Genomic DNA, 18,504 nt, shown 5'->3' with positions numbered 1-18,504 from the left:
GGCGGCCAGCCCGGCAGCGCCGGCCGCCGCCACGCCGGCACCGGCGGCGACCCACGGCCGTACCGGCGGCAGCGCCGGGTTCTCCGCGCGGGCCGACGTGGTGAACCGATCGGCGACCGCCCCGCCCAGGCCGATGGCCAGCCCGGCGAACAGCAACCACCGCAGCGCCGCGGTCGGCCAGCTGATGCCCGTTCCGGACGGGCCGGCGGACGTGGCGGCCGGGGCGGAGCCGACGACGAAGCCGAACTCGCCCTCCACCAGATCACCGTCGGCGCCGGTCACTCGCCACCGCACCCGGTACTCCCCCACCCCTACGGGATCGGCGAACCGAGCGAGCACCGCCCGGCCGTCCCGGCCGCTGCCGGGCGCATCGGTGGGGACGACCCGCCCGTCAGAGTCCAGCACGGTGATCGCGTCGGGGCCGATCGACACGGGCTCGTTGAACACCAACGTCACCAACGTCGGCGCCTCGGCCACCGCCGTGTCGGCAGCCGGGTCGGTGAACAACAGGGTCGGGTGCGCGGCGGCCGTACCCGCCGTGCCCAGCAGGCCGCCGACGACGACCGAACCCACCACGAGCAGCGAGGCGAATGCCCTGACCACCGCCGCGGGCACGCTCGCCGGACCGAGTACCGGACGCGACCCCACACTGGTCATCTACGCGCACTCGTCCCGCCGGTCGCAGCCTGCTTCCATCACCGGCCTATCCTACGGGCCTGGTACGTAGGTTCAGTCGAGGCCCGAGGAATCAGATGGCACACGAGGCAGCCAGGCGCGAGGCCCTCCGGCCGCAGGCGGGACACGCTCTCGTCCCGGCCGGTACCGGCGCTTCCGGGGCCGACCACGAAGAGTGCTCAGCAAACCCTTCCTCCCCCGGGGCAGCGCGCCGTGGGAGTGTGTTGTCGCGATCCGAGGTGCGCGCGACGATCGCGGTGGTCGTGCTCGCCCTTGCCGGCGTGGTCGCGCTCTGGCCGCGGGACCCGGCACCCCAGGGGGCGGCCGCCGGTGGCCCCGGCCCGCAGGAGCCCTCCGAGTCGGCGCAGATCACCGCATCCGTGCCGGACGACGCCGCACTCGCGCCATTGCGCCGCCAGGCGGCGCTGGAACCCTGCCCGTCGCCACAGCCGGACGCGCCGCCGGCGGCGGGCCCTCTCGCCGGCGTCGTCGTACCGTGCCTGGGCGAGCCGGGCCGGGTCGACCTGGGCGCCGCGCTGGCCGGGCGCTCGGCGCTGCTCACCCTGTGGGCATCCTGGTGCGGCGTCTGCCGCGAGGAGATGCCAGTGCTGGCCGCCTACGCGGCCGAACCGGATGCGATACCGGTGGTCGGGATCAACGTCCAGGACCGGCCGGACGCTGCGCTGAGCCTGCTGGCCGATCTCGACGTCCACTTCCCGTCGGTCACGGATCCCGACGGGGCGCTGCAGCGCGCGCTGAACGCACCCCGGGCGGTTCCCCTCAGCTTCGTCGTGCGCCCCGACGGCTCCGTTCAGCTCATCCCGCCCCGGGTATTCCGCTCCGTCGAGCAGATCCGGCAGTCCGTGGCGGAATACCTTCCCGCCCCGAGTTGATCAGACGCGAGTGGAGTGAGACGTGCAGCGAACGGTCCTGGTCGTCGACGACGAGCCGAAGATCCGGGCCCTCGTTCGCGGCTACCTCGAACGAGACGGACACAGCGTGCTCGAGGCCGGCACCGCGGCCCGGGCGCTGGAGCTCGTGCCCGGCGCGGACCTGATGATCCTCGACCTCCGGCTGCCCGACCGGGCGGGGGAGGAGGTCGCCCGCCAGGTCCGAGCCGCCGGCGACATGCCGATCATCATGGTGACGGCCAAGGCCGACGAGGCCCAACGCATCGCCGGCCTGCGGCTGGGCGCCGACGACTACGTCACCAAACCCTTCAGCCCTCGCGAGCTCGTCGCCCGCGTGGACGCCGTGCTACGCCGTGCCGCAGGTACCTCCGTTGACGCGACACCGGTGTCGTTCGGCGGCGGAGCTCTGTGCATCGACGCAGAACGTCGCGAGGTGTCGGTGGACGAGCACCCGGTCTCCCTCACCCGCACCGAGTTCGACCTGCTGAACACCCTGGCCGCGCGCCCAGGGCGGGTGTGGTCGCGCCTGGAGCTGGTGAGGCGGGTGCAGCGCGAGGAGCAGGAAGCCTACGAACGCACGATCGACGTGCACGTCAAGAACCTGCGGCGCAAGCTCGCCGACCGGCCGCCCCGCCTGGTGATCACCGTGCCCGGCGTCGGCTACAAGCTGGGGGTGGATCGCGATGCCTAGATGGCTGCAGGACCTGTGGAGCAGTCGGTTCGCCCGCCGACTGACGGTGGCTTTCGTGGCAACCGCGGTCGCGGCCGCCGCGCTCACGGCGGTACTCGTCAATCTCGCCATCGGCGCCCGGTTCGACGCCTATCTCGAGTCGCAGCGTCAGGCTCGCGAGCAGCAGATCGTCGAGGTGCTCGCCGCCGACTACCGGCAAGCCGGTGGTTGGCGGCCCGACTCGCTGAACCGGCTCGCGCCGGCGTTCGTGATGTCCGGCGCCGAGGTCGACCTGCTCGGCGCCGACGGCCGCCTGGTGTGGTCGACGGCCGGGCTCGGCATGAGCCCGGGGATGGCCGAGATGCACCGCGAGATGATGGGAACCCCGGAGCTCTCGGCTGCCGGCCGGTGGCCGGTGCTCGTGGACGGGCAACAGGTCGGCACGGCGCTGCTGCGGGTCCCGCAGGCCGCTCTCCCCGCTGCCGACGAGCAGTTCCGCACCTCGGTCAACCAGCTCCTGCTCGGCGGCGCGCTTCTCGCGGGGCTGCTCGCGCTGCTGGTCGGGCTCGCGCTCGCCCGGCGTACGACCATCGGGGTGACTGAGCTGACGGCGGCGGCGAATGCGCTCGCCGCGGGTCGACGGGACCGGCGGGCCGCCGTGTCCTCTCCCGACGAGATCGGTGACCTCGCGGCCGCGTTCAACACGATGGCCGATGCCGTGGTCCGCGAGGACGAGCTGCGCCGCCTCTTCGCCGCCGACGTCGCCCACGAGCTGCGGACGCCGCTGACGATCCTGCGCAGCCAACTCGAAGCCGTGCAGGACGGGATCACCGCCCCCACCCCCACCGTCGTCGACTCGCTGCACGAGGAGTCGCTGCGGCTGGGCCGGCTGGTCGCCGATCTGGAGATGATGGCCGCCGCCGACGCCGCCGCCTTCACACTCCACCGCAGGAGCCTGGCCCTGCGCCCCCTGGTGTGCGAGGTCCTGGACGGGTTCGCCGCGCACCTCGCCGAGCGCGACCTGACCCTCAGCACCGACCTCGCCGAGGTGACCGCCCACGTGGACCCCGCCCGGATGCGTCAGGTGCTCACCAACCTGCTCAGCAACGCGGCCAAGTTCACGCCCGCAGGTGGCCGCGTGAGCGTCACCCTCGGGCACCGCGACGGCGAGGTGGAGTTGGCCGTGACCGACACCGGGGTGGGCATCCCCGCCGACGAACAGCCGCGGGTGTTCGACCGCTTCTACCGGGGCGCCGGGTCGCGGGCCGCGGGGTCGGGCATCGGCCTCGCGGTGGCCGCCGAGCTCGTCGCCGCGCACGGTGGCGACATCAGCGTGCACAGCGAGCCCGGGCACGGCAGCACGTTCCTCTTGCGCCTCCCGACGAGCGGCGCGGCGCCCGCGGCGACGTTCATCGGCTCTTCACAGGAGCCACCTAGCGTCGACGGCGTCCGAACGCACACGAGTTGAGGAGTTGCACATCATGCAGTACCGGACGCGCCGCCTGGGCCTGGCCGCCGCCGTCGCGGTGGCACTCGGCGCCGGCCTGACCGCCACCGCCGGTGTCGCCGCCGCCGATCCCGCGGCCCCGCAGGCGCAGGAGCAGGACAGCCGCGCCGAGGATCGGACGCAGCAAATGGACGAGGCGATGGAACAGTGCGTCGAGGCGATGCCGGCCGAGATGCGCGACGAGGCCCGGCAGATGCACGAGCAGATGCGCCCGATGATGCAGATGATGATGAGCGGCGGTATGGACGGCATGGACGGCATGGACGGCATGGGTCCGATGGGCGGCTCGGGCATGGGCGGCATGATGGGCGGCCCCGGCGACGAGGACTCCGGCGACGACGAGGACTCCGGCAGCGACGACTCCGGGAACTCGAACGGCTGAGCCGCGCTGACCTCGACGTTGCGCGCACCCACCGGCGGCCCATCGGCTCCGCCGTGGGAGCGCGCGTCCCGGCTCGTCCCGGTCGGGCCGGCCATCCCGGCCCTGGCTGCGCCCGGCGGCTCCACCACTCAGGGGTGAACCCGTGTACCCGATCCTGTTCGAGATCTTCGGCATACCGATCAGCAGTTACGGCGTGAGCAAGGCGCTGGCCGCACTCGCCGCGTTCGTCCTGCTCGCCCGGGAGTTCCGCCGACTGCGCTGGGACCCCGACGTGGCGGGCACTCTGGTCATGGCGACGACGATCGTGGGGTTCCTCGGTGGAAAGCTCTACTACCTCGCCGAGCACCTCGGCAGCCTCACCATCCACGACTTCGGCACCTCCGGGTTCACCTGGTACGGCGGTTTCCTCGCCGGGCTGGTGACGTTCGTGGTGGTCGCCCGCCGTCATCGCCTGCCGCTGCCCGAACTCGCCGCCGTGTCCGTGGCTCCGCTCTCGGTCGCCTACGGCATCGGCCGGCTGGGTTGTCTGCTTGCGGGCGACGGCACCTACGGCCCGCCCAGCGATCTGCCGTGGGCGATGGCGTTCCCGAACGGCACGATGCCGACCACGGTGCCGGTGCACCCCACCCCGCTATACGAGGCGGTCGCCGCGTTCGCCGTCGCCGGCCTGTTGTGGACCGTTCGGCGGCGGTGGCGTCCCTCGGCGGTGATCGGCACGTACGCGCTCCTGACCGGCGGCGCACGGTTCCTGATCGAATTCGTCCGGGTCAACGACGAGGCCGTTCTCGGGCTGACCCAGCCCCAGCTGTGGTCGCTCGTCCTGGTGCTCGCAGGCGCCGTCCTGCTCGCGCTTCCTGTCTGGCGACCGGCCTATGGGCAGGGAGGGAGGGCCGACGGCCGGTCGCAGCCGACGCCGAGGCGACCTACTATCTCTGTACGTAGATCGTAGTAGAGTCAGTCGTGTACTAGCAGAAGGAGTGGAAGATCATGGAGTCCCTTCTCTTGTCCATCGCGCTCCTCGCCTGCCCGGTCGGGATGGGCGCGATGATGTGGATGATGATGCGCGGCCAGGGCAAGACGACCGGTCAGGACGGCCAGGGGAAGCAGGAGGTCGAACGGCTGCGCAAGGAGATCGACCAGCTCAAGGCCGAGCGCGCCGGGCAGCGCAGGGAAGGGAAGTTCTGATGCCGACCTGGCTCGCCGCGGTCGTCGCGGGCGCGGCGATCACCGCGGTCTACCTCTTCTGCATGCGGCCCATGCGCCGGGGCAACTGCGCGATGACGGGTGGCTCGCGGCAGGACCCAGAGCTCGCGCGGCAGATCGCCGACCTGCGGGAGGAGCTACGGGTGCTGCGCGCGGAGGACGCTCTCGAGTCCGGACAGGTGCGCACGGACCGGCCCGGACCCGGCAAGGACGTCTGATCCGCCTTTCGTCGGAAGAGGAAGCGAGATGAACGGTCCGGGCATGCGAGCCTCGGACGCGGACCGCGAGCGCACCGTCGCCATCCTGCAGCGAGAGGTCGGCACCGGCCGGTTGACGCTCGACGAGTTCTCCGAGCGCAGCGCCATCGCCTACCATGCGCGCACGCTCGGCGAGCTCGCCGCTCTGACCCGCGATCTCCCCCGCCCCATCCGCGGCGGACAGGTCCATACCCGACGCGTCGGCGTGCCGATACTGTCGACACTCGCGCTCCTGGCGGTCCTTGCGCTCGCCGGCCTCGCGACGTCGGGCGTCGGCGACCTGATCAACCCGGTCGCGTTCTCCTGCCACTGAACGAGCTTTCCACGACGGCTCGGGCGCGTGACCCGTCGCTCCCGGGCAACAGACGGAGGAGAATGCCTCAACGTCATCTGGTGTCCCGCCGCAGCCTGCTGCTCGGAGCAGCTGGTGCGGCAGGGCTGGCGTCGACTGGTGGCGCGTGGCTCGCGCTGCGCCCGGAGGACCCAGGGGCCGGACGTCTTCTGGCCGGCTCCGACGCCGTGCAGCGAGCCGAGGACTTCCGCCGCAGCGCGGGCTCCGGCCGCACGGTTCGCGCCGCACTGGTCGCGGAGGAGGCCGAGGTCGATCTCGGCGGGCGCGTGGTGCGCACCTGGTCCTACGACGGGCGAATTCCCGGCTCCGTCCTGCGTTGCCGAGCGGGCGACCAACTCGAGATCGACGTCCGAAACCGGCTCCCCGAGCCGACCACCGTGCACTGGCACGGACTACGGCTGCGCAACGACATGGACGGCGTGCCGAACCTCACCCAGCGGCCGATCGCGCCCGGCGAGGACATGCGGTACTCCTTCACCGCACCCGATCCCGGCACCTACTGGTTCCACCCCCACATGGGGCTGCAGCGCGAACGCGGCCTGTTCGCCCCGCTGATCATCGACGACCCCGCCGATCCCGGTGACTACGACGTGGAGTTCGTCGTGGTGCTCGACGACTGGATCGACGGGGTCGACGCCACCCCCGACGACGTCCTCGCCGCCTTGCGCACCGGAGGCGCCGGAGCGCGGTACCGGTCCCCCGTCCTGGCGGGGAAGATCGCGGACGAGTCGGCGTCATGGACCTACCACGTGCCCCCGGCGCTGGCCGACGCGCCACCGGGGACCCCCTCCGCGGTCACGCGGCTGGCCAGCAGCATCGACTTCCCGTTCTATCTGCTCAACGGCCGCCTACCCACGGCACCGCCGACGTTCCGGGCCGAACCCGGCCAGCGGGCCCGCATCCGGCTGATCAACGCTGCCGGCGCGACGGTGTTCCGCGTGGCCCTCGGCGGCCACCGGCTGACCGTGACCCACACCGACGGCTTCCCCGTCGAGCCGGTCACCGTGGACACCCTGCAGATCGCCTCCGGCGAGCGCTACGACCTGCTGGTCACCCTCGACGACGGCGCGTTCCCGCTCGTCGGCGTCGCCGAGGGCAAGGGCGCCCAGGCCTTCGGGATCGTCCGCACGGGCAGCGGGTCGGCGCCGCCGGCCGACGCGGCCCCCGCCGCGCTGTCGGGCCGGCTGCTCGCCCTCTCCGACCTGCGCGCCACCGCCGGGGTCCGCATCCCTCGTCAGGCACCCGATGCAAGCCACACCGCCTACCTCACCGGCGACATGAACGCCTTCGCGTGGCGCATCAACGCGGAGACCTACCACCACGACCGGCCCTTCGACGGAATCACCCCACTCCCTCTCCACGCGGGGCAGCACGTACAGCTGGAACTGGTCAACCAGACCCCGATGTACCACCCGATGCACCTGCACGGGCACACCTTCGCCGTCCACGGCATCGGGGACTACCGCGACGTCGAACGGACCGGGAACACGGTGCTGCCGGAGGGCACCCGCAAGGACACTGTGATGGTCGCGCCCGGCGAACGCCTCACCGTGAGCTTCGCCGCCGACAACCCTGGTCAATGGCTCGTCCACTGCCACAACGCCTACCACATGGCCACGGGGATGGCGGCCGTCCTGTCCTACCTCGCCGATCCGTGAGCACGAGGTCAGGGCGGCCGACGAGTTGCACGCGCAACGTCGGCCCGCACATGCACTCGTCGCAGGCGGCCCGTCCGGGGTGGCGCTTCCCCGCCACGGCCGCCGTCGGCGCCGCTGCATGGGGCCTCTGGCACGCGGCCTCGCCGTCCGTCCGCCGCTGGCGACCTGGTGCCGGCCGGTCGATCCGTGCGGCACGCCTGCAGGTGCGCACGTTCGGCTCGGGCCCACCGGTCGTGCTGCTGCTGCACGGCATGGTGGCTGCGGGGAACTGCTACGGAGCCGCGTTCGACCGCCTCGGCGGGACGGCCCGCGTCGTGATACCGGACCTGCTGGGCTTCGGCGGGTCGATGGTCCCGACCGGCACGATGAGCGGAGATGATCACCTGGCGGCGCTGGACGACATGCTCGCCGCCCTCGGCCTGGCGGACCGGCCACTGGTCGTGGCCGGGCACTCGATGGGTGGCGCGGTCGCGCTGCGCTTCGCCGCGCGGCACGCCGACCGGGTGCGCGGGGTTGTCACGCTCTGCGGCGCGCTGTACCGCAACCCCGCGGAGGCCGACGCGCGGGTCACGTTGATGGGCCCGGCGGAGGCACTGCTCGGCGGGGACGGGCCGGTCCAGGCAAAGCTGTGCGCCTGGATGTGCCGGCATCGGACGGCCGCCGGTTGGATGGCGGTGGCCGCCCGGCCGGACCTTCCGATCCCGGTCGCCCGCGCTGCCGTCCAGCACACGTGGGGCAGCTACCGCGCTGCGCTCAACGATCTGGTGCGCAGCCCCGAGTGGCAGCCCGCCCTGGATGCGCTCGGCAGGGCGGCGGTGCCGATCACCCTCGCTGAGGGCGCCAGGGACGCCGTGCCGGTGTCGGGTCGGGCCGCCGCGCTCGCGGATGCCCGCCCGAGCGTGCGCTACCTGGCGCAGCCGCGGGCTGCGCACGTGATGCCGCTCAGCGAGGGCGAGTGGTGCGCCCGCCTCATCGCCGAACACCTCCACTCCACCCGGTAACTACGCCCGCCGGTGGCCCTGCCCGCGGAAGCGCAGCAGCCGCAGGGAGTTGGCGACGACGCTCACCGAGGAGAAGCCCATGGCGGCGCCGGCGAGGATCGGGTTGAGCAGACCGATCGCGGCCAGCGGGATCAGCGCGACGTTGTAGACGAACGCCCACCCCAGGTTCTGCAGGATCGTGCGGTAGGTACGTCGCGACAGCCGGATCGCGGTGGGTACCCCGGACAGCTCGCCGCGCATCAGGGTCAGGTCCGAGGACTCGATCGCGACGTCGGTGCCGGTTCCGATGGCGATGCCCAGGTCGGCGGCCACCAGCGCCGGAGCGTCGTTGACGCCGTCGCCGACCATCGCCACGACCTCGCCGGCCGCCTGCAGGCGGGCGACCTCGGATTGCTTGTCCGCCGGCAACACCTCGGCCAAGACGGTGTCCTTCCCGCCCCCCTGCCCTTCGGGCCCACCCCCCGTGTCGATGCCCACCCGGTCGGCGATCGCCTGTGCGGTGCGCCTGTTGTCGCCGGTGATCATCGCGACCTGGAGGCCCATCCTGTGCAGCTGGGCGACGGTCTCCGCGGCACCGTCTTTGAGCGTGTCGGCGACCGCGAGGACGCCACGGACCTGACCGGCCCAGCCGGCGTACACGGCGGTCTTTCCCTCCGACTCCAGCCGTTCGGCCACCTCGGCCAACTCGGTGGGGACGGCGAGCCCGGCCTCGTCTGCCAGCTTGCGCCGACCGACCCACACCGTCTCGCCGTCGACGTCGGCCCGCACCCCGTACCCCGCCTGGGCCGCGAAGCCGGTCACCGCCGGCAGCTCGCCGCCGCGCTCGCGCGCCCCGGCAGCGATCGCCGCGCCGATGGGGTGCTCGCTGTCGGCCTCCACCGCGCCGGCCCGGCGCAGCAGCTCCATTGCACCGGCGGCGCCCGGAACGACGTCGGTGAGCGACATCTCGCCGCGGGTCAGCGTGCCGGTCTTGTCGAACACCACCGTGGTGATCTTCCTGGTGCGTTCCAGGACCTCCACACCCTTGATCAGAATCCCGAGGCGGGCGCCCCGCCCGGTGCCGACCATGATCGCAACGGGGGTTGCCAGGCCGAGCGCGCATGGGCAGGCGACGATGAGCACCGCGACGGCTGCGACCAGGCCACCGACCGGGTCGCCCGCCAGCAGCCACCAGGCCGCGAACGTGGCCAGCGCCAGCCCGATCACGGTCGGTACGAACACCGCCGAGATCCGGTCGGCCAACCGCTGCGCGTGCCCCTTGCCGGCCTGCGCGGCCGACACCAACGACACGATCTGGGCCAGCGCGGTCTGGCTGCCGACAGCGGTGGCCCGCACGGTGAGCACGCCGCTGGTGTTCACCGTCGCTCCGACCACGCTCGCGCCGACGGCCTTCTCCACCGGCACCGATTCGCCGGTCAGCATCGACTCGTCCACGGCGCTGGCACCGTCGACGACCTCGCCGTCGGTCGGGACCTTCTCCCCGGGCCGGATTCGCATCAGGTCGCCGACGGCCACCTCCGCGACCGGGATCATCACCTCGACCCCGTCGCGCAACACGCGCGCCTGCTTCGCGCCCAGCTCGAGCAACGCGCGCAGCGCGTGCCCGGCGCGGCGCTTGGCGCGGGCCTCGAAGTACCGGCCCAGCACGAGGAAGGCGATGATCAGTGCAGCGGTCTCGAAGTACAGCTCATCACCGAGGAACAGCTGCACCGTGGAGTAGACGTACGCGGTGAGCGTGCCGACCGCGATCAACGTGTCCATGTTCGCGGTGAACCGCCGCGCCCGCCGAGCGGCCTCCCGCAGGAAGGGCCAGCCCACGACGAACTGCACCGGCGTGGCCAGCAGGAACTCCGCCCAGTGCGCCACGGCTGGTCCGTCCACGGACCCGGAACCATCGCCAGCACGCCGACCGCCAGCGCCAGCGGCCACCCGGCGAGCACCCGCCGCCACCAGGACCGCTCCACGAGGGCCTCGTCGTCCGACGCTGCGGCCTCGCCGGCCTCGCCAACCTCGACAGTCTGCAGCTCGTAGCCCGCCTTCGCGACCGCCGCGCGGAACGCCTCGAAGTCGGCAGCAGAGTCGGCGACCTCACCAGTCAGCACCACGCGGGCGGTCTCGGTGGCGAAGTTGACCTCCGCACGCTCTACCCCTGGCTGCTTGGTCAACGTCCGCTGCACCCGGTTCGCGCACGACCCGCAGGTCATGCCTCGTACTGCGAACTCGACGGTCCCAGGCGTCGCACTGCGACGGGCCGTTGCCGTCTCAGCCATCGTCACTCCCCTCCGGACCCACGCCGGCCGCATCGGCGACCAGCGGGGTCCGAAACACGCGCTTGTCGAACTTCAGCGTCTCCATCAGCTCGTCGACGATCTCCGCCGTCCGGCCTTCCTGCATCGCCTTCGCCACACAGGTCTCCAGGTGCCGCCGGAGCATGATCCGGCTCGCCCCCTCCAGGAGCCCCTGCACCGCCGAAAGCTGCTTCATCACATCCGGGCAGTACGCGTCCTTCTCGACGATCGACACGATCCCGTCGATGTGACCGCGAGCCGTCTTCAGCCGGTTGACCACAGCGCGCTGATTGCTGTCCACATGCCCATGGTACCCCACCCCGGGTGGGGTGGGATCGAGCTGGAGGCGTTTCCGTGCACGCCATGCGGGTACCTCCGTACGTAGTCCGTAGACCGCGAGGAGGGCCTCCGCGATGATGGACGGCGGGATGATGGACGGCGGGATGATGGACGGCGGGATGATGGGCGACGGGATGATGGGCGACGGGATGATGGGCGCCATGGGGATCTGGGGGATCCTCGCGATCCTCACCCTGCTGGCCGTCCTGGTGGTCGCCGTTCTGGCCAGCATCTGGCTCGTCCGGAAGCTGCGCGAGGACGGTCGCACCCCCACCACAACCGTCGGCGCCGAGAGCGCTCACGAGGCACTGCGGCGCCGCTATGCCGCCGGTGAGATCGACGACGACGAGTACGAGCATCGGTTGGCCGCGCTCAACCGGCGCTGACCCGCGCACATGCCAGTGCTCACTGACGCCTCGCCGCCGTCCGCGGGCTGGGCAACCGGGCGATGACGACCAGGTACGCACCCAGCGTGCCGAGGAACACGAGTGCCCAGGTGAGGTTGCGGCCGGGCACGAAGTGGGTGCTGATGTGGCCGAGGAAGACGTCCATCCACCGGTAGTGCGCGATCCCGGCGGAGAACAGGACGTCCGGGAACATCGCGAACAGGTGCCCCAGGACCGGCCACACCAGCGGATACGGCACCGCGCGGCCACGCCGCCACGCAACCACCGACATGATCACCAGCGCGGTCGACGCCCCGACGAACAGATGTGTCGCGTAGTGGAAACGGGCGTCGTGGCCGCGGTAGGACAGATAGAGCGCGATCTCGACCAGTACCGCGAGCAGGCACCACGCGCAGATGCGCAGGATCGCGCTCAGCGGTCCCCGGGCGGCACTCACAGCGCTCCCACCATGACGGCCACCTCGTACAGTTCCGATACTTCGGGCGCCAGTGTGCGGTAGCGGATCGAGCCGTTCGCGTCGATGACCGCATAGCCGATCGGCGGGCCGCCGTCGACGGGCACCGACATCCCGTACGCGTCGGCGAGGCGTCCCGCCGGATCGGAGACCACCGGAACCTCACCGCAGCCGCCTGTTCCGGACGTGACGACCACGAGATCGGCGAGTCCCGCCAGCTCGGCCTCGGGCAGCGCCCCGCAGAGCGCGGGCAGCCTGCCCGGCCGTTCGAAGAACACGACCGCAGGGCGCCCACGCTGGGGTACCTGCGGCGTGACCGGGGACGCTGGCTCCGGCAGCCCGGCGAGGTCGAGGATGCCCGGGCGCTGGTAGGCCGGATCAGGGTCATCGGCCGGACCGCGGAAGGCCTGGATCACGGCCAGCAGCACGACGGACATCGCCGCCGCGACCAGCCACACCGCCAGCAGACCCCGGCGGGGCGGTACCGGCGCGGACCCGGTCACGAGGCTGAGCCGCCGGGACACGCGCACTGATGCGCTCCACGATGCCGGCAGCGAACCGGTCGTGGCCTTCGATCCGCAGCCCGGCCGCGCGGACGAGTTCGATCGGCCGTCGCCGGAAATGCTCTCCGCCCAGCGGCACGCTGACCAGCTCCGCGATCCATTGCCCGGCGCGCACCAGCGGGTGTGCGGCGGCGACGTGGTCGGCCAGCAGCAGCGCACCGCCCGGGCGCAGAATGCGCACCATTTCCGCCACGGCCCGCCGATCGTCGGGGATCGCGCACAGCGAGAAGGTGCACACGACGGTGTCGAAGGACGCGTCCGCGAACTCCAGCGCCTCGGCGTCTCCGACCCGCAGCTCGACGGCCGTGTTCAGCTCCTCGGCCCGCTGCCGCGCAATCGTGAGCATCGCCGGGCTGAGATCGATGCCGATCAGGGCAACATCGTCCCGGTAGTGCTCGAGGTTGAGCCCGGTGCCGATGCCCACCTCCAATACCTGGCCTCTCGCCTGGGCGCACACCCACTGGCGGGTGTCCGCGAACAGCACCCGGTCGAAGAAGCCCATCTGCCGGTCGTAGCCGCGGGACTGCCGGTCCCAGTACCGCCGCCACCGCCGCCGCTGGTCAGCACTGAGCATGCCGTCGTCCTTTCCCTTGCCCCGGGTCGAGGCGCTGCTGTCTACGAGCCACCGAGGCTCCCGGTTCCCAGCGGCAGCACGAGGCCGCTGACGACGCCGAGCACCAGCGAGGCCGTGGCGGCGGAATAGGCGCCGACCCGTGACCAGATCCCGGCCGGGACGAGGGCCGGCGAACCGGGAGCGGGCACGGGACCGAGGAAGGCGGGGGCGATCCAGCGCAGGTAGTAGAAGACGCTCGCGATCGTGTTGACGACGGCGAGCACGGCAAGCCAGGCGAAGCCACCGTCGATGGCGGCCGTGAAGACGGTGAGCTTGCCGACGAACACACCCGTGGGTGGGGTGCCAATGAGACCGAGCAGGCAGACGACGAGCACGGCGGCGACGCCGGGGTGGCGGCGGGCCAGCCCGCGGTAGTCGCCGAGGGCGCGGGCCCGTGGCAGCTCGGCAACGACGGCGAACGCGCCGAGATTGGTCACGGCGTACGCGGCGACATAGAACAACAGGGCCGGCAGCGCGAGCTCCGCCCGGCCCGCGACGGCAACCGCCATGAGCGCGTAGCCGACCTGGCTGATCGTGGAGTAGGCGAGCAACCGCTGTACCGAGGTCTGGAAGAACGCGGCGAGGTTGCCCAGTGTCATCGACGCCGCGGCGAGGACTGCGATGAGCAGCGGCCAGTCCACGATGTCGGGTGGAACCGCCACGAGCAGCAGCCGGTACGCGGCGATCAGCCCGCCGATCTTCGGGATCGTGGTGACGATCGCGGCGGCCGGCGGCGGGGTGCCGTCGGTGACGTCGGGGACCCAGAAGTGCGCCGGCACGGCGCCGACCTTGAACAGCAGTCCCGCGAGAACGGCGACCAGCCCGACCGCGGCGGCCGCCGCTGGCGCACTCGCCAGGGCGTCGCGCAACTGGGGGTAGGCCGTCGAGCCGCCCGCGCCGTAGAGGACCGCAATGCCGACGAGTGTCGTGACCCCGAGGAACGCGCCGGTCAGGTAGTACTTCATCGCCGCCTCGACCGCCCGCGCGTCCTTGGCCCACCCGACCAGGGCATAAAGCGGCACGCTGGCCAGCAGGAACGCGGCGAAGAGCAACAGCAGATCGTTCGCGCCGGCGAGAACGATCGTGCCCAGTGCCCCGAGCTGGAGCAGCACGTAGTACTCGGTCTCGCGGCGGTGCCCGACGACGGTGTCGACGGACAGCCCGAGGACGAGCAGCGTCGCGGCGAGCACGACCAGCCGGGCGACGTGGGTCGCGGTGTCCACCGCGTAGCTGCCGCCGAAGACGAGTTCCGCGGGGCGGGTCATGGTGACAGCGGTGGCGAGGAGCCCGGCGACGGTCGCTCCGGCGGCGAGCGACCGGACCACCCACTGCCGGTGGCGTGGCAACCAGCCGCCGAGCAGCACGCCGAGCACGGCACCGGCCAGCAGCAGCAGCTCGGGAAGCAGGGCGGCGACGTTCTCGTTCATGCCCGTCATCTGGCCACCAGCTCCAGCAGCGTTCGGGAGGCCGGCTCGATGACATCGAGCAGGAACCTCGGAAGGAGCCCGATGATCGTCGCCAGTACCAGAAGGGGGACGACAGCGACGGTCTCGCTCGGCCGAAGGTCGGCGAACGGACGTGGGGTCCCCGGGGCGTCCGGGACCCGCAGCTCACCGAGGAACACCCGCTGCAGCGCCACCAGGAACAGCGCCGCGGTGACGACGATCCCGGTGACCGCGATCGCGGCGGCCACCGGCGTCGCGTCAAGGGCGCCGGTGAAGATCTGGAACTCGGCGATGAACCCGGAGAACCCCGGCAGCCCGAGCGAGGCGAACGCGGCGACGGCGAACACCCCGGCGAACACGGGAGTCCTGGCCGCGAGTCCGGAGTAGGCGCGCATGTCATAGGTGCGGCCGCGGTCGTAGAGCACCCCGGCGAGCAGGAACAGCGCGCCGGTGATGAGCCCATGGCTGACCATCTGGGTCACTGCACCGGTCGTGGCGAGCTGGCGGGCCTGGTCGTCGGTGCCGGCGAGGAACCCGGCGGCACCGACACCGAGCACGACGTAGCCCATGTGATTCACCGAGGTGTAGGCGATCATCCGCTTGACGTCGGTCTGCGCGAGCGCGACCAGCGCCCCGTACACCACGGACACCACGCCGACGACGACGATCACAGCGGCGTACTGCCGCCAGGTCGTCGGCAGCATCGGCATCGCGATCCGGACGAACCCGTAGGTCCCCATCTTCAGCAGCACCCCGGCCAGGATCGCCGACCCCGGGGCCGGGGCGTCGGTGTGTGCCGGCGGCAGCCAGGTGTGGAACGGCACCGTCGGGGTCTTGACCGCGAGCCCGACGCCGACGGCGAGCAGAACCAGCGCCGCGTACACGCCGCCGCCGGCCAGGGGGTTGGTCTGGATCAGGGTGACGATGTCGAAGGTGTTCGGCTCCGCCGCCAGGTAGAGCCCGATGAAACCGAGCAGCAGTGCCAGAGAGCCGAGGAAGGTGTAGAGGAAGAACTTCAGCGCCGATGCTCGTGCCCGCTCCCCGTGGCCCCACCCGGCGATGAGGAAGTACATGAGCACGATCGACAGGTCGAAGAACAGGAAGAACAGGATCAGGTCGAGCGCGGTGAAGAGCCCGAGGCTCACGGTCTGCAGCCCGAGGAAGATCGTCACGTAGGCCTTGACGCGGCGGGGCTCGCGCAGCGAGAACACTGCGCACGCCAAGAACAGCACTGCGCTGAGCGCGATCAATGGGAGGGACAACCCGTCCACGCCGACGTGGTAGGAGATCCCGGCGGTGGGGATCTACGGCGCCTGCTGCTCGTACTGGAATCCGGCGCCGGGCTCGAGCCCGAGCCACACGGCGACGACGAGCGCCAGGTCGACCACGCTGACGGCGATCCACGCGCCGGTGAACAGCGGCCTCGGCGCGGTGGCGGGCACCAGCAGCAGTGCGGCGGCGACCGCGGCGGGCAGGAACACGATCAGCGAGAGCACGTCGGTCACCTCAGCACGATCACGAACAGGGCCAGGACGGCCAACACTGCGGCGGTCTGGGCGTAGTACTGGTGCAGCTGGCCGGTCTGCGGACGACGGGCCACCCGGCCGAGCGCCCGCGCCCCGGTGGCGATCCCGCGGACCATGCCGTCGACCGACAGCTCACCCCACCGATCGAGCCCCGCCGCGGCACCCCGGGTGGCCCGGGCGACGGCCGTTACGCCGCCGTCGATCACGGCATCGTCGACGCGGGCCAGTGCCCGGGCGAGCGCGAGCGTCGGCCGGACCACAATCGTGTGTGCGATCCGCTCGAGTCCGAGCCAGTCCGCCAACGCGCGCGGCGCCGGAACGCGGTCTCCGAGCCACCACGTCACCGCGACGGTCCCGGCCGCGAGCACAGCCGAGAGGGCAAGCTCCCACCATTTCGGCCCCGGCTCCAGGGCGAGCGGGACGGCGAGCAGCCCGAGGACGGCCGCCGCCCCGGCCAGGCCGACCAGCGGCGGCCGCATCAGCGCGCTCACGCGTCCGGTCCCGCCGGCCAACTCGCCTGCTGCCGGCTGCCACACGAACCAGACCGCTGTGGTGGCGTAGACGGCGGATACGACGGCGGCGGTGAGACCGGCGGCGTAGAGGGCCGGACTGCGCTCGAGTGCGGCGGCGAGCACGGCGTCCTTCGTCACCCACAGCGACAGCGGCGGCAGCCCTGCCAGCGTTGCGGCGCCGACCGTGAACGTCACGCCGACGAGCGGGTACGTCCGCGCGGCTCCGCGCAGCTCGCCGAGCCGCTTCGTGCCCAGCGCGACGAGCCAGGCGCCCGCGCCGAGGAACAGCAGGCTCTTCGTCGCCGCATGCGCGACGAGCTGCAGCGACCCGGCGAACACACCGCCCACACCGGCGGCGAGCACCATGAACCCGATCTGTGCGCAGGTCGAGGCGGCGAGCAGCTGTTTGAGGTCGGTCTGCGCCACCGCGACCAGCCCGAGCAGCACGGCCGTCGCCGCGCCGATCCACGCCACCGCGGACTCGGCCCAGCCCGTCTCGTCGAGCACGGGCGCCAGCCGCAGCAACAGGTACGCCCCGGCCGCGACCATCGTCGCCGAGTGCAGCAGCGCCGAGACCGGGCCCGGGCCCTCCATGGCGCGCGACAACCAGAAGCTGAATGGCAGTTGCGCCGACTTCCCCAGAGCGGCGATGACGAGTCCGGCGGCGACGACGTGCAGCCACGGCTCCGCTGTGGCCGCCAGGCCGTCCAGTCCGAGGGACCCGACGCCGCCGGCGAGCGCCGCGCCGGCGGCGATGTACAGTCCGACGTCGGCGAGCCGGGTGGTGAGGAACGCCGCGTGCGCCGCTTCGACGACGCGCGGCGTCTTCCAGTGGTAGCCGATGAGCGCCCAGCTCATCGCGCCCATGACCTCCCAGGCCATCAGCAGCACGGCGAGCGTCGTCGCGGTGACGGTGACGAGCATCGCGGCGGCGAAGATCAGCACGAGCCCTATGAAGCGGCCGGTCCGCAGCTCGGCCTCGCCGGCGGCGAACACCACCACGGCGAGCGTCACGCCCGCGACGGTGAGGACCATCAGCGCGGACAACCCGTCGACGCCGAGCCCGGCTCGGATGCCGGCGAACAGCGGCGCGTCGACGACCGGGCGGGTGAGCGCCGCGGCGCCCGCGAGCCCCAGCACCAGCGCCGCGACGAGGCCGCCCACAGCCGGGGCCGCACGGTCGACGCGGCACCCGGCCACGGCGAGCAACCCACCGGCGACCAGCGGGACCACGATCAACGACCACAGCAGCATCGATCAGCCCTTCAGGTCGGCGGCGTCGTCGGTCATGTCCACCTGCCGGGCCCGGTAGATCGCGGTGACCACGGCGAACCCGACGGCCATCTCGATCGCCATCGCCGTGATGATCACGACGACGAGCACCTGCCCGTCGGTACCGCCGGGTGCGACGAAATACCAGAACGCGGCGGTCGCGACGATGACCCCGTTGAGCATCAGCTCCAGGCCCATCATCAGCATCACGATCGACTGCTGCGAGAGCGCCCCGTAGAGCCCGATCGCGAACAGCCCGGCCGCCAGCAGCAGGAACAGTTCCAGGGTCATCGAGCGCCCCCGCGGTCGGGATCGGCCGGGCGGGCGGTGCCCAGGTCGCCACCGAAGCGGTCGTAGCGGCCCCGGTTCGTCGCCAGCACCACCGTGGCCACGATCGTGGCGAACAGCGCGACCCCGAGCGTCATCATCGTCAGCATCTGCCCGCCCATCAGTGCCTCCCCGAGCGCGA

The 18,504-nt window shown here is 72.1% G+C and carries 20 protein-coding genes and 3 pseudogenes; 11 read left to right on the top strand and 12 right to left on the bottom strand.

Features of this window, described 5'->3' with window-relative positions; translation table 11 throughout:
• Positions 1-657: copper resistance CopC family protein (locus tag KME75_RS29255; RefSeq protein WP_219418114.1), on the bottom strand; the 657-nt coding region annotated here is incomplete at its 3' end.
• A gap of 239 nt (positions 658-896) precedes the next feature.
• On the opposite strand from KME75_RS29255, the gene KME75_RS29250 reads away from it, so the two are divergent.
• From KME75_RS29250 to KME75_RS29205, 10 genes are all read left to right on the top strand, one after another.
• Complete coding sequence (locus KME75_RS29250) at positions 897-1,568, top strand: TlpA family protein disulfide reductase (protein WP_308283194.1); 672 nt, start codon at positions 897-899, stop codon at positions 1,566-1,568.
• 22 nt (positions 1,569-1,590) lie between these two features.
• Entirely contained in the window at positions 1,591-2,277 is a 687-nt protein-coding gene (locus tag KME75_RS29245) for a response regulator transcription factor (protein ID WP_219418112.1), read from the top strand.
• Positions 2,270-3,724: a HAMP domain-containing sensor histidine kinase gene (locus KME75_RS29240; RefSeq protein ID WP_504739528.1), complete on the top strand. Its 1,455-nt coding sequence runs from the start codon at positions 2,270-2,272 to the stop codon at positions 3,722-3,724. The genes KME75_RS29245 and KME75_RS29240 overlap by 8 nt, the downstream gene beginning before the upstream one ends.
• 13 nt (positions 3,725-3,737) lie before the next feature.
• The gene (locus KME75_RS29235) at positions 3,738-4,145 is read left to right on the top strand and encodes a hypothetical protein (RefSeq protein WP_219418110.1); all 408 of its coding nucleotides are present in this window, start codon (positions 3,738-3,740) and stop codon (positions 4,143-4,145) included.
• A 142-nt stretch (positions 4,146-4,287) separates the two neighbouring features.
• Positions 4,288-5,094, top strand: coding sequence for a prolipoprotein diacylglyceryl transferase (locus KME75_RS29230; protein ID WP_219418109.1), 807 nt, complete (start codon positions 4,288-4,290; stop codon positions 5,092-5,094).
• Between the two features lie 38 nt (positions 5,095-5,132).
• Complete coding sequence (locus KME75_RS29225; RefSeq protein ID WP_219418108.1) at positions 5,133-5,330, top strand: hypothetical protein; 198 nt, start codon at positions 5,133-5,135, stop codon at positions 5,328-5,330.
• Complete coding sequence (locus KME75_RS29220) at positions 5,330-5,566, top strand: hypothetical protein (protein ID WP_219418107.1); 237 nt, start codon at positions 5,330-5,332, stop codon at positions 5,564-5,566. The genes KME75_RS29225 and KME75_RS29220 overlap by 1 nt, the downstream gene beginning before the upstream one ends.
• Positions 5,567-5,609: 43 nt before the next feature.
• Positions 5,610-5,918, top strand: a complete 309-nt coding sequence (locus KME75_RS29215) for a DUF1707 SHOCT-like domain-containing protein (protein WP_219418106.1) — start codon at positions 5,610-5,612, stop codon at positions 5,916-5,918.
• A gap of 80 nt (positions 5,919-5,998) precedes the next feature.
• A complete protein-coding gene (locus KME75_RS29210) occupies positions 5,999-7,615 on the top strand; it encodes a multicopper oxidase family protein (protein ID WP_219418105.1) in 1,617 nt (538 codons plus the stop codon).
• A gap of 50 nt (positions 7,616-7,665) precedes the next feature.
• Positions 7,666-8,616 (top strand): alpha/beta fold hydrolase, encoded by a 951-nt coding sequence (locus KME75_RS29205; RefSeq protein ID WP_219418104.1) that lies wholly within the window; start codon positions 7,666-7,668, stop codon positions 8,614-8,616.
• On the opposite strand, the gene KME75_RS29200 is transcribed toward KME75_RS29205, so the two are convergent.
• The 3 genes and pseudogenes from KME75_RS29200 to KME75_RS46175 all read right to left on the bottom strand — a co-directional run bounded on the left by KME75_RS29200 (position 8,617) and on the right by KME75_RS46175 (position 11,205).
• Positions 8,617-10,497 carry a copper-translocating P-type ATPase gene (locus KME75_RS29200; protein WP_308283193.1) on the bottom strand — a complete coding sequence of 627 codons (1,881 nt, stop codon included), beginning with the start codon at positions 10,495-10,497 and terminating at the stop codon, positions 8,617-8,619. It abuts the gene before it with no gap.
• Positions 10,498-10,700: 203 nt separating this feature from the next.
• Positions 10,701-10,820 (bottom strand): annotated as a pseudogene (locus tag KME75_RS46180) (cation transporter); the annotation flags it as partial.
• 58 nt (positions 10,821-10,878) lie between these two features.
• Positions 10,879-11,205 carry a metal-sensitive transcriptional regulator gene (locus KME75_RS46175; protein ID WP_219418103.1) on the bottom strand — a complete coding sequence of 109 codons (327 nt, stop codon included), beginning with the start codon at positions 11,203-11,205 and terminating at the stop codon, positions 10,879-10,881.
• Between the two features lie 112 nt (positions 11,206-11,317).
• On the opposite strand from KME75_RS46175, the gene KME75_RS29190 reads away from it, so the two are divergent.
• Complete coding sequence (locus KME75_RS29190) at positions 11,318-11,629, top strand: SHOCT domain-containing protein (RefSeq protein ID WP_219418102.1); 312 nt, start codon at positions 11,318-11,320, stop codon at positions 11,627-11,629.
• 19 nt (positions 11,630-11,648) lie between these two features.
• Here KME75_RS29190 and KME75_RS29185 read toward each other — a convergent pair whose 3' ends face one another.
• The 8 genes and pseudogenes from KME75_RS29185 to KME75_RS29150 form a co-directional block, all read right to left on the bottom strand.
• Positions 11,649-12,086, bottom strand: a complete 438-nt coding sequence (locus tag KME75_RS29185; RefSeq protein ID WP_219418101.1) for a hypothetical protein — start codon at positions 12,084-12,086, stop codon at positions 11,649-11,651.
• Positions 12,083-12,541 carry a thioredoxin domain-containing protein gene (locus KME75_RS29180; protein ID WP_219418100.1) on the bottom strand — a complete coding sequence of 153 codons (459 nt, stop codon included), beginning with the start codon at positions 12,539-12,541 and terminating at the stop codon, positions 12,083-12,085. The genes KME75_RS29185 and KME75_RS29180 overlap by 4 nt, the downstream gene beginning before the upstream one ends.
• Complete coding sequence (locus tag KME75_RS29175) at positions 12,489-13,241, bottom strand: class I SAM-dependent methyltransferase (RefSeq protein ID WP_219418099.1); 753 nt, start codon at positions 13,239-13,241, stop codon at positions 12,489-12,491. The genes KME75_RS29180 and KME75_RS29175 overlap by 53 nt, the downstream gene beginning before the upstream one ends.
• 41 nt (positions 13,242-13,282) lie before the next feature.
• A complete protein-coding gene (locus tag KME75_RS29170; protein ID WP_308283192.1) occupies positions 13,283-14,716 on the bottom strand; it encodes an NADH-quinone oxidoreductase subunit N in 1,434 nt (477 codons plus the stop codon).
• Positions 14,713-16,221: pseudogene (locus tag KME75_RS29165) on the bottom strand (complex I subunit 4 family protein). Before KME75_RS29165 ends, KME75_RS29170 begins: the two are co-directional and overlap by 4 nt.
• 5 nt (positions 16,222-16,226) lie before the next feature.
• Entirely contained in the window at positions 16,227-18,017 is a 1,791-nt protein-coding gene (locus KME75_RS29160; RefSeq protein ID WP_246633077.1) for an NADH-quinone oxidoreductase subunit 5 family protein, read from the bottom strand.
• Between the two features lie 3 nt (positions 18,018-18,020).
• Positions 18,021-18,326 carry an NADH-quinone oxidoreductase subunit NuoK gene (gene nuoK, locus KME75_RS29155; RefSeq protein WP_219418098.1) on the bottom strand — a complete coding sequence of 102 codons (306 nt, stop codon included), beginning with the start codon at positions 18,324-18,326 and terminating at the stop codon, positions 18,021-18,023.
• Positions 18,323-18,504 (bottom strand): annotated as a pseudogene (locus KME75_RS29150) (NADH:ubiquinone oxidoreductase subunit J); the annotation flags it as partial. The gene nuoK and the pseudogene KME75_RS29150, both read right to left, overlap by 4 nt.

The organism is Pseudonocardia nigra (assembly GCF_019396355.1).
Classification (GTDB): Bacteria; Actinomycetota; Actinomycetes; order Mycobacteriales; family Pseudonocardiaceae; genus Pseudonocardia; species Pseudonocardia nigra.
This window is presented reverse-complemented; position numbering and strand designations above follow the sequence as displayed.

What these genes read in the sequence shown, in the direction of transcription:
- KME75_RS29240 (WP_504739528.1), top strand. Translation starts at nt 2,270, where the DNA reads ATGCCTAGATGGCTGCAGGACCTGTGGAGCAGTCGGTTCGCCCGCCGA.
- KME75_RS29215 (WP_219418106.1), top strand. Translation starts at nt 5,610, where the DNA reads ATGCGAGCCTCGGACGCGGACCGCGAGCGCACCGTCGCCATCCTGCAG.
- KME75_RS29180 (WP_219418100.1), bottom strand. Translation starts at nt 12,541, where the DNA reads ATGTCCGTCGTGCTGCTGGCCGTGATCCAGGCCTTCCGCGGTCCGGCC.
- KME75_RS29190 (WP_219418102.1), top strand. Translation starts at nt 11,318, where the DNA reads ATGATGGACGGCGGGATGATGGACGGCGGGATGATGGACGGCGGGATG.
- KME75_RS29220 (WP_219418107.1), top strand. Translation starts at nt 5,330, where the DNA reads ATGCCGACCTGGCTCGCCGCGGTCGTCGCGGGCGCGGCGATCACCGCG.
- KME75_RS29235 (WP_219418110.1), top strand. Translation starts at nt 3,738, where the DNA reads ATGCAGTACCGGACGCGCCGCCTGGGCCTGGCCGCCGCCGTCGCGGTG.
- KME75_RS29160 (WP_246633077.1), bottom strand. Translation starts at nt 18,017, where the DNA reads ATGCTGCTGTGGTCGTTGATCGTGGTCCCGCTGGTCGCCGGTGGGTTG.
- KME75_RS29175 (WP_219418099.1), bottom strand. Translation starts at nt 13,241, where the DNA reads ATGCTCAGTGCTGACCAGCGGCGGCGGTGGCGGCGGTACTGGGACCGG.
- KME75_RS29170 (WP_308283192.1), bottom strand. Translation starts at nt 14,716, where the DNA reads ATGACGGGCATGAACGAGAACGTCGCCGCCCTGCTTCCCGAGCTGCTG.
- KME75_RS29205 (WP_219418104.1), top strand. Translation starts at nt 7,666, where the DNA reads ATGCACTCGTCGCAGGCGGCCCGTCCGGGGTGGCGCTTCCCCGCCACG.
- nuoK (WP_219418098.1), bottom strand. Translation starts at nt 18,326, where the DNA reads ATGACCCTGGAACTGTTCCTGCTGCTGGCGGCCGGGCTGTTCGCGATC.
- KME75_RS29225 (WP_219418108.1), top strand. Translation starts at nt 5,133, where the DNA reads ATGGAGTCCCTTCTCTTGTCCATCGCGCTCCTCGCCTGCCCGGTCGGG.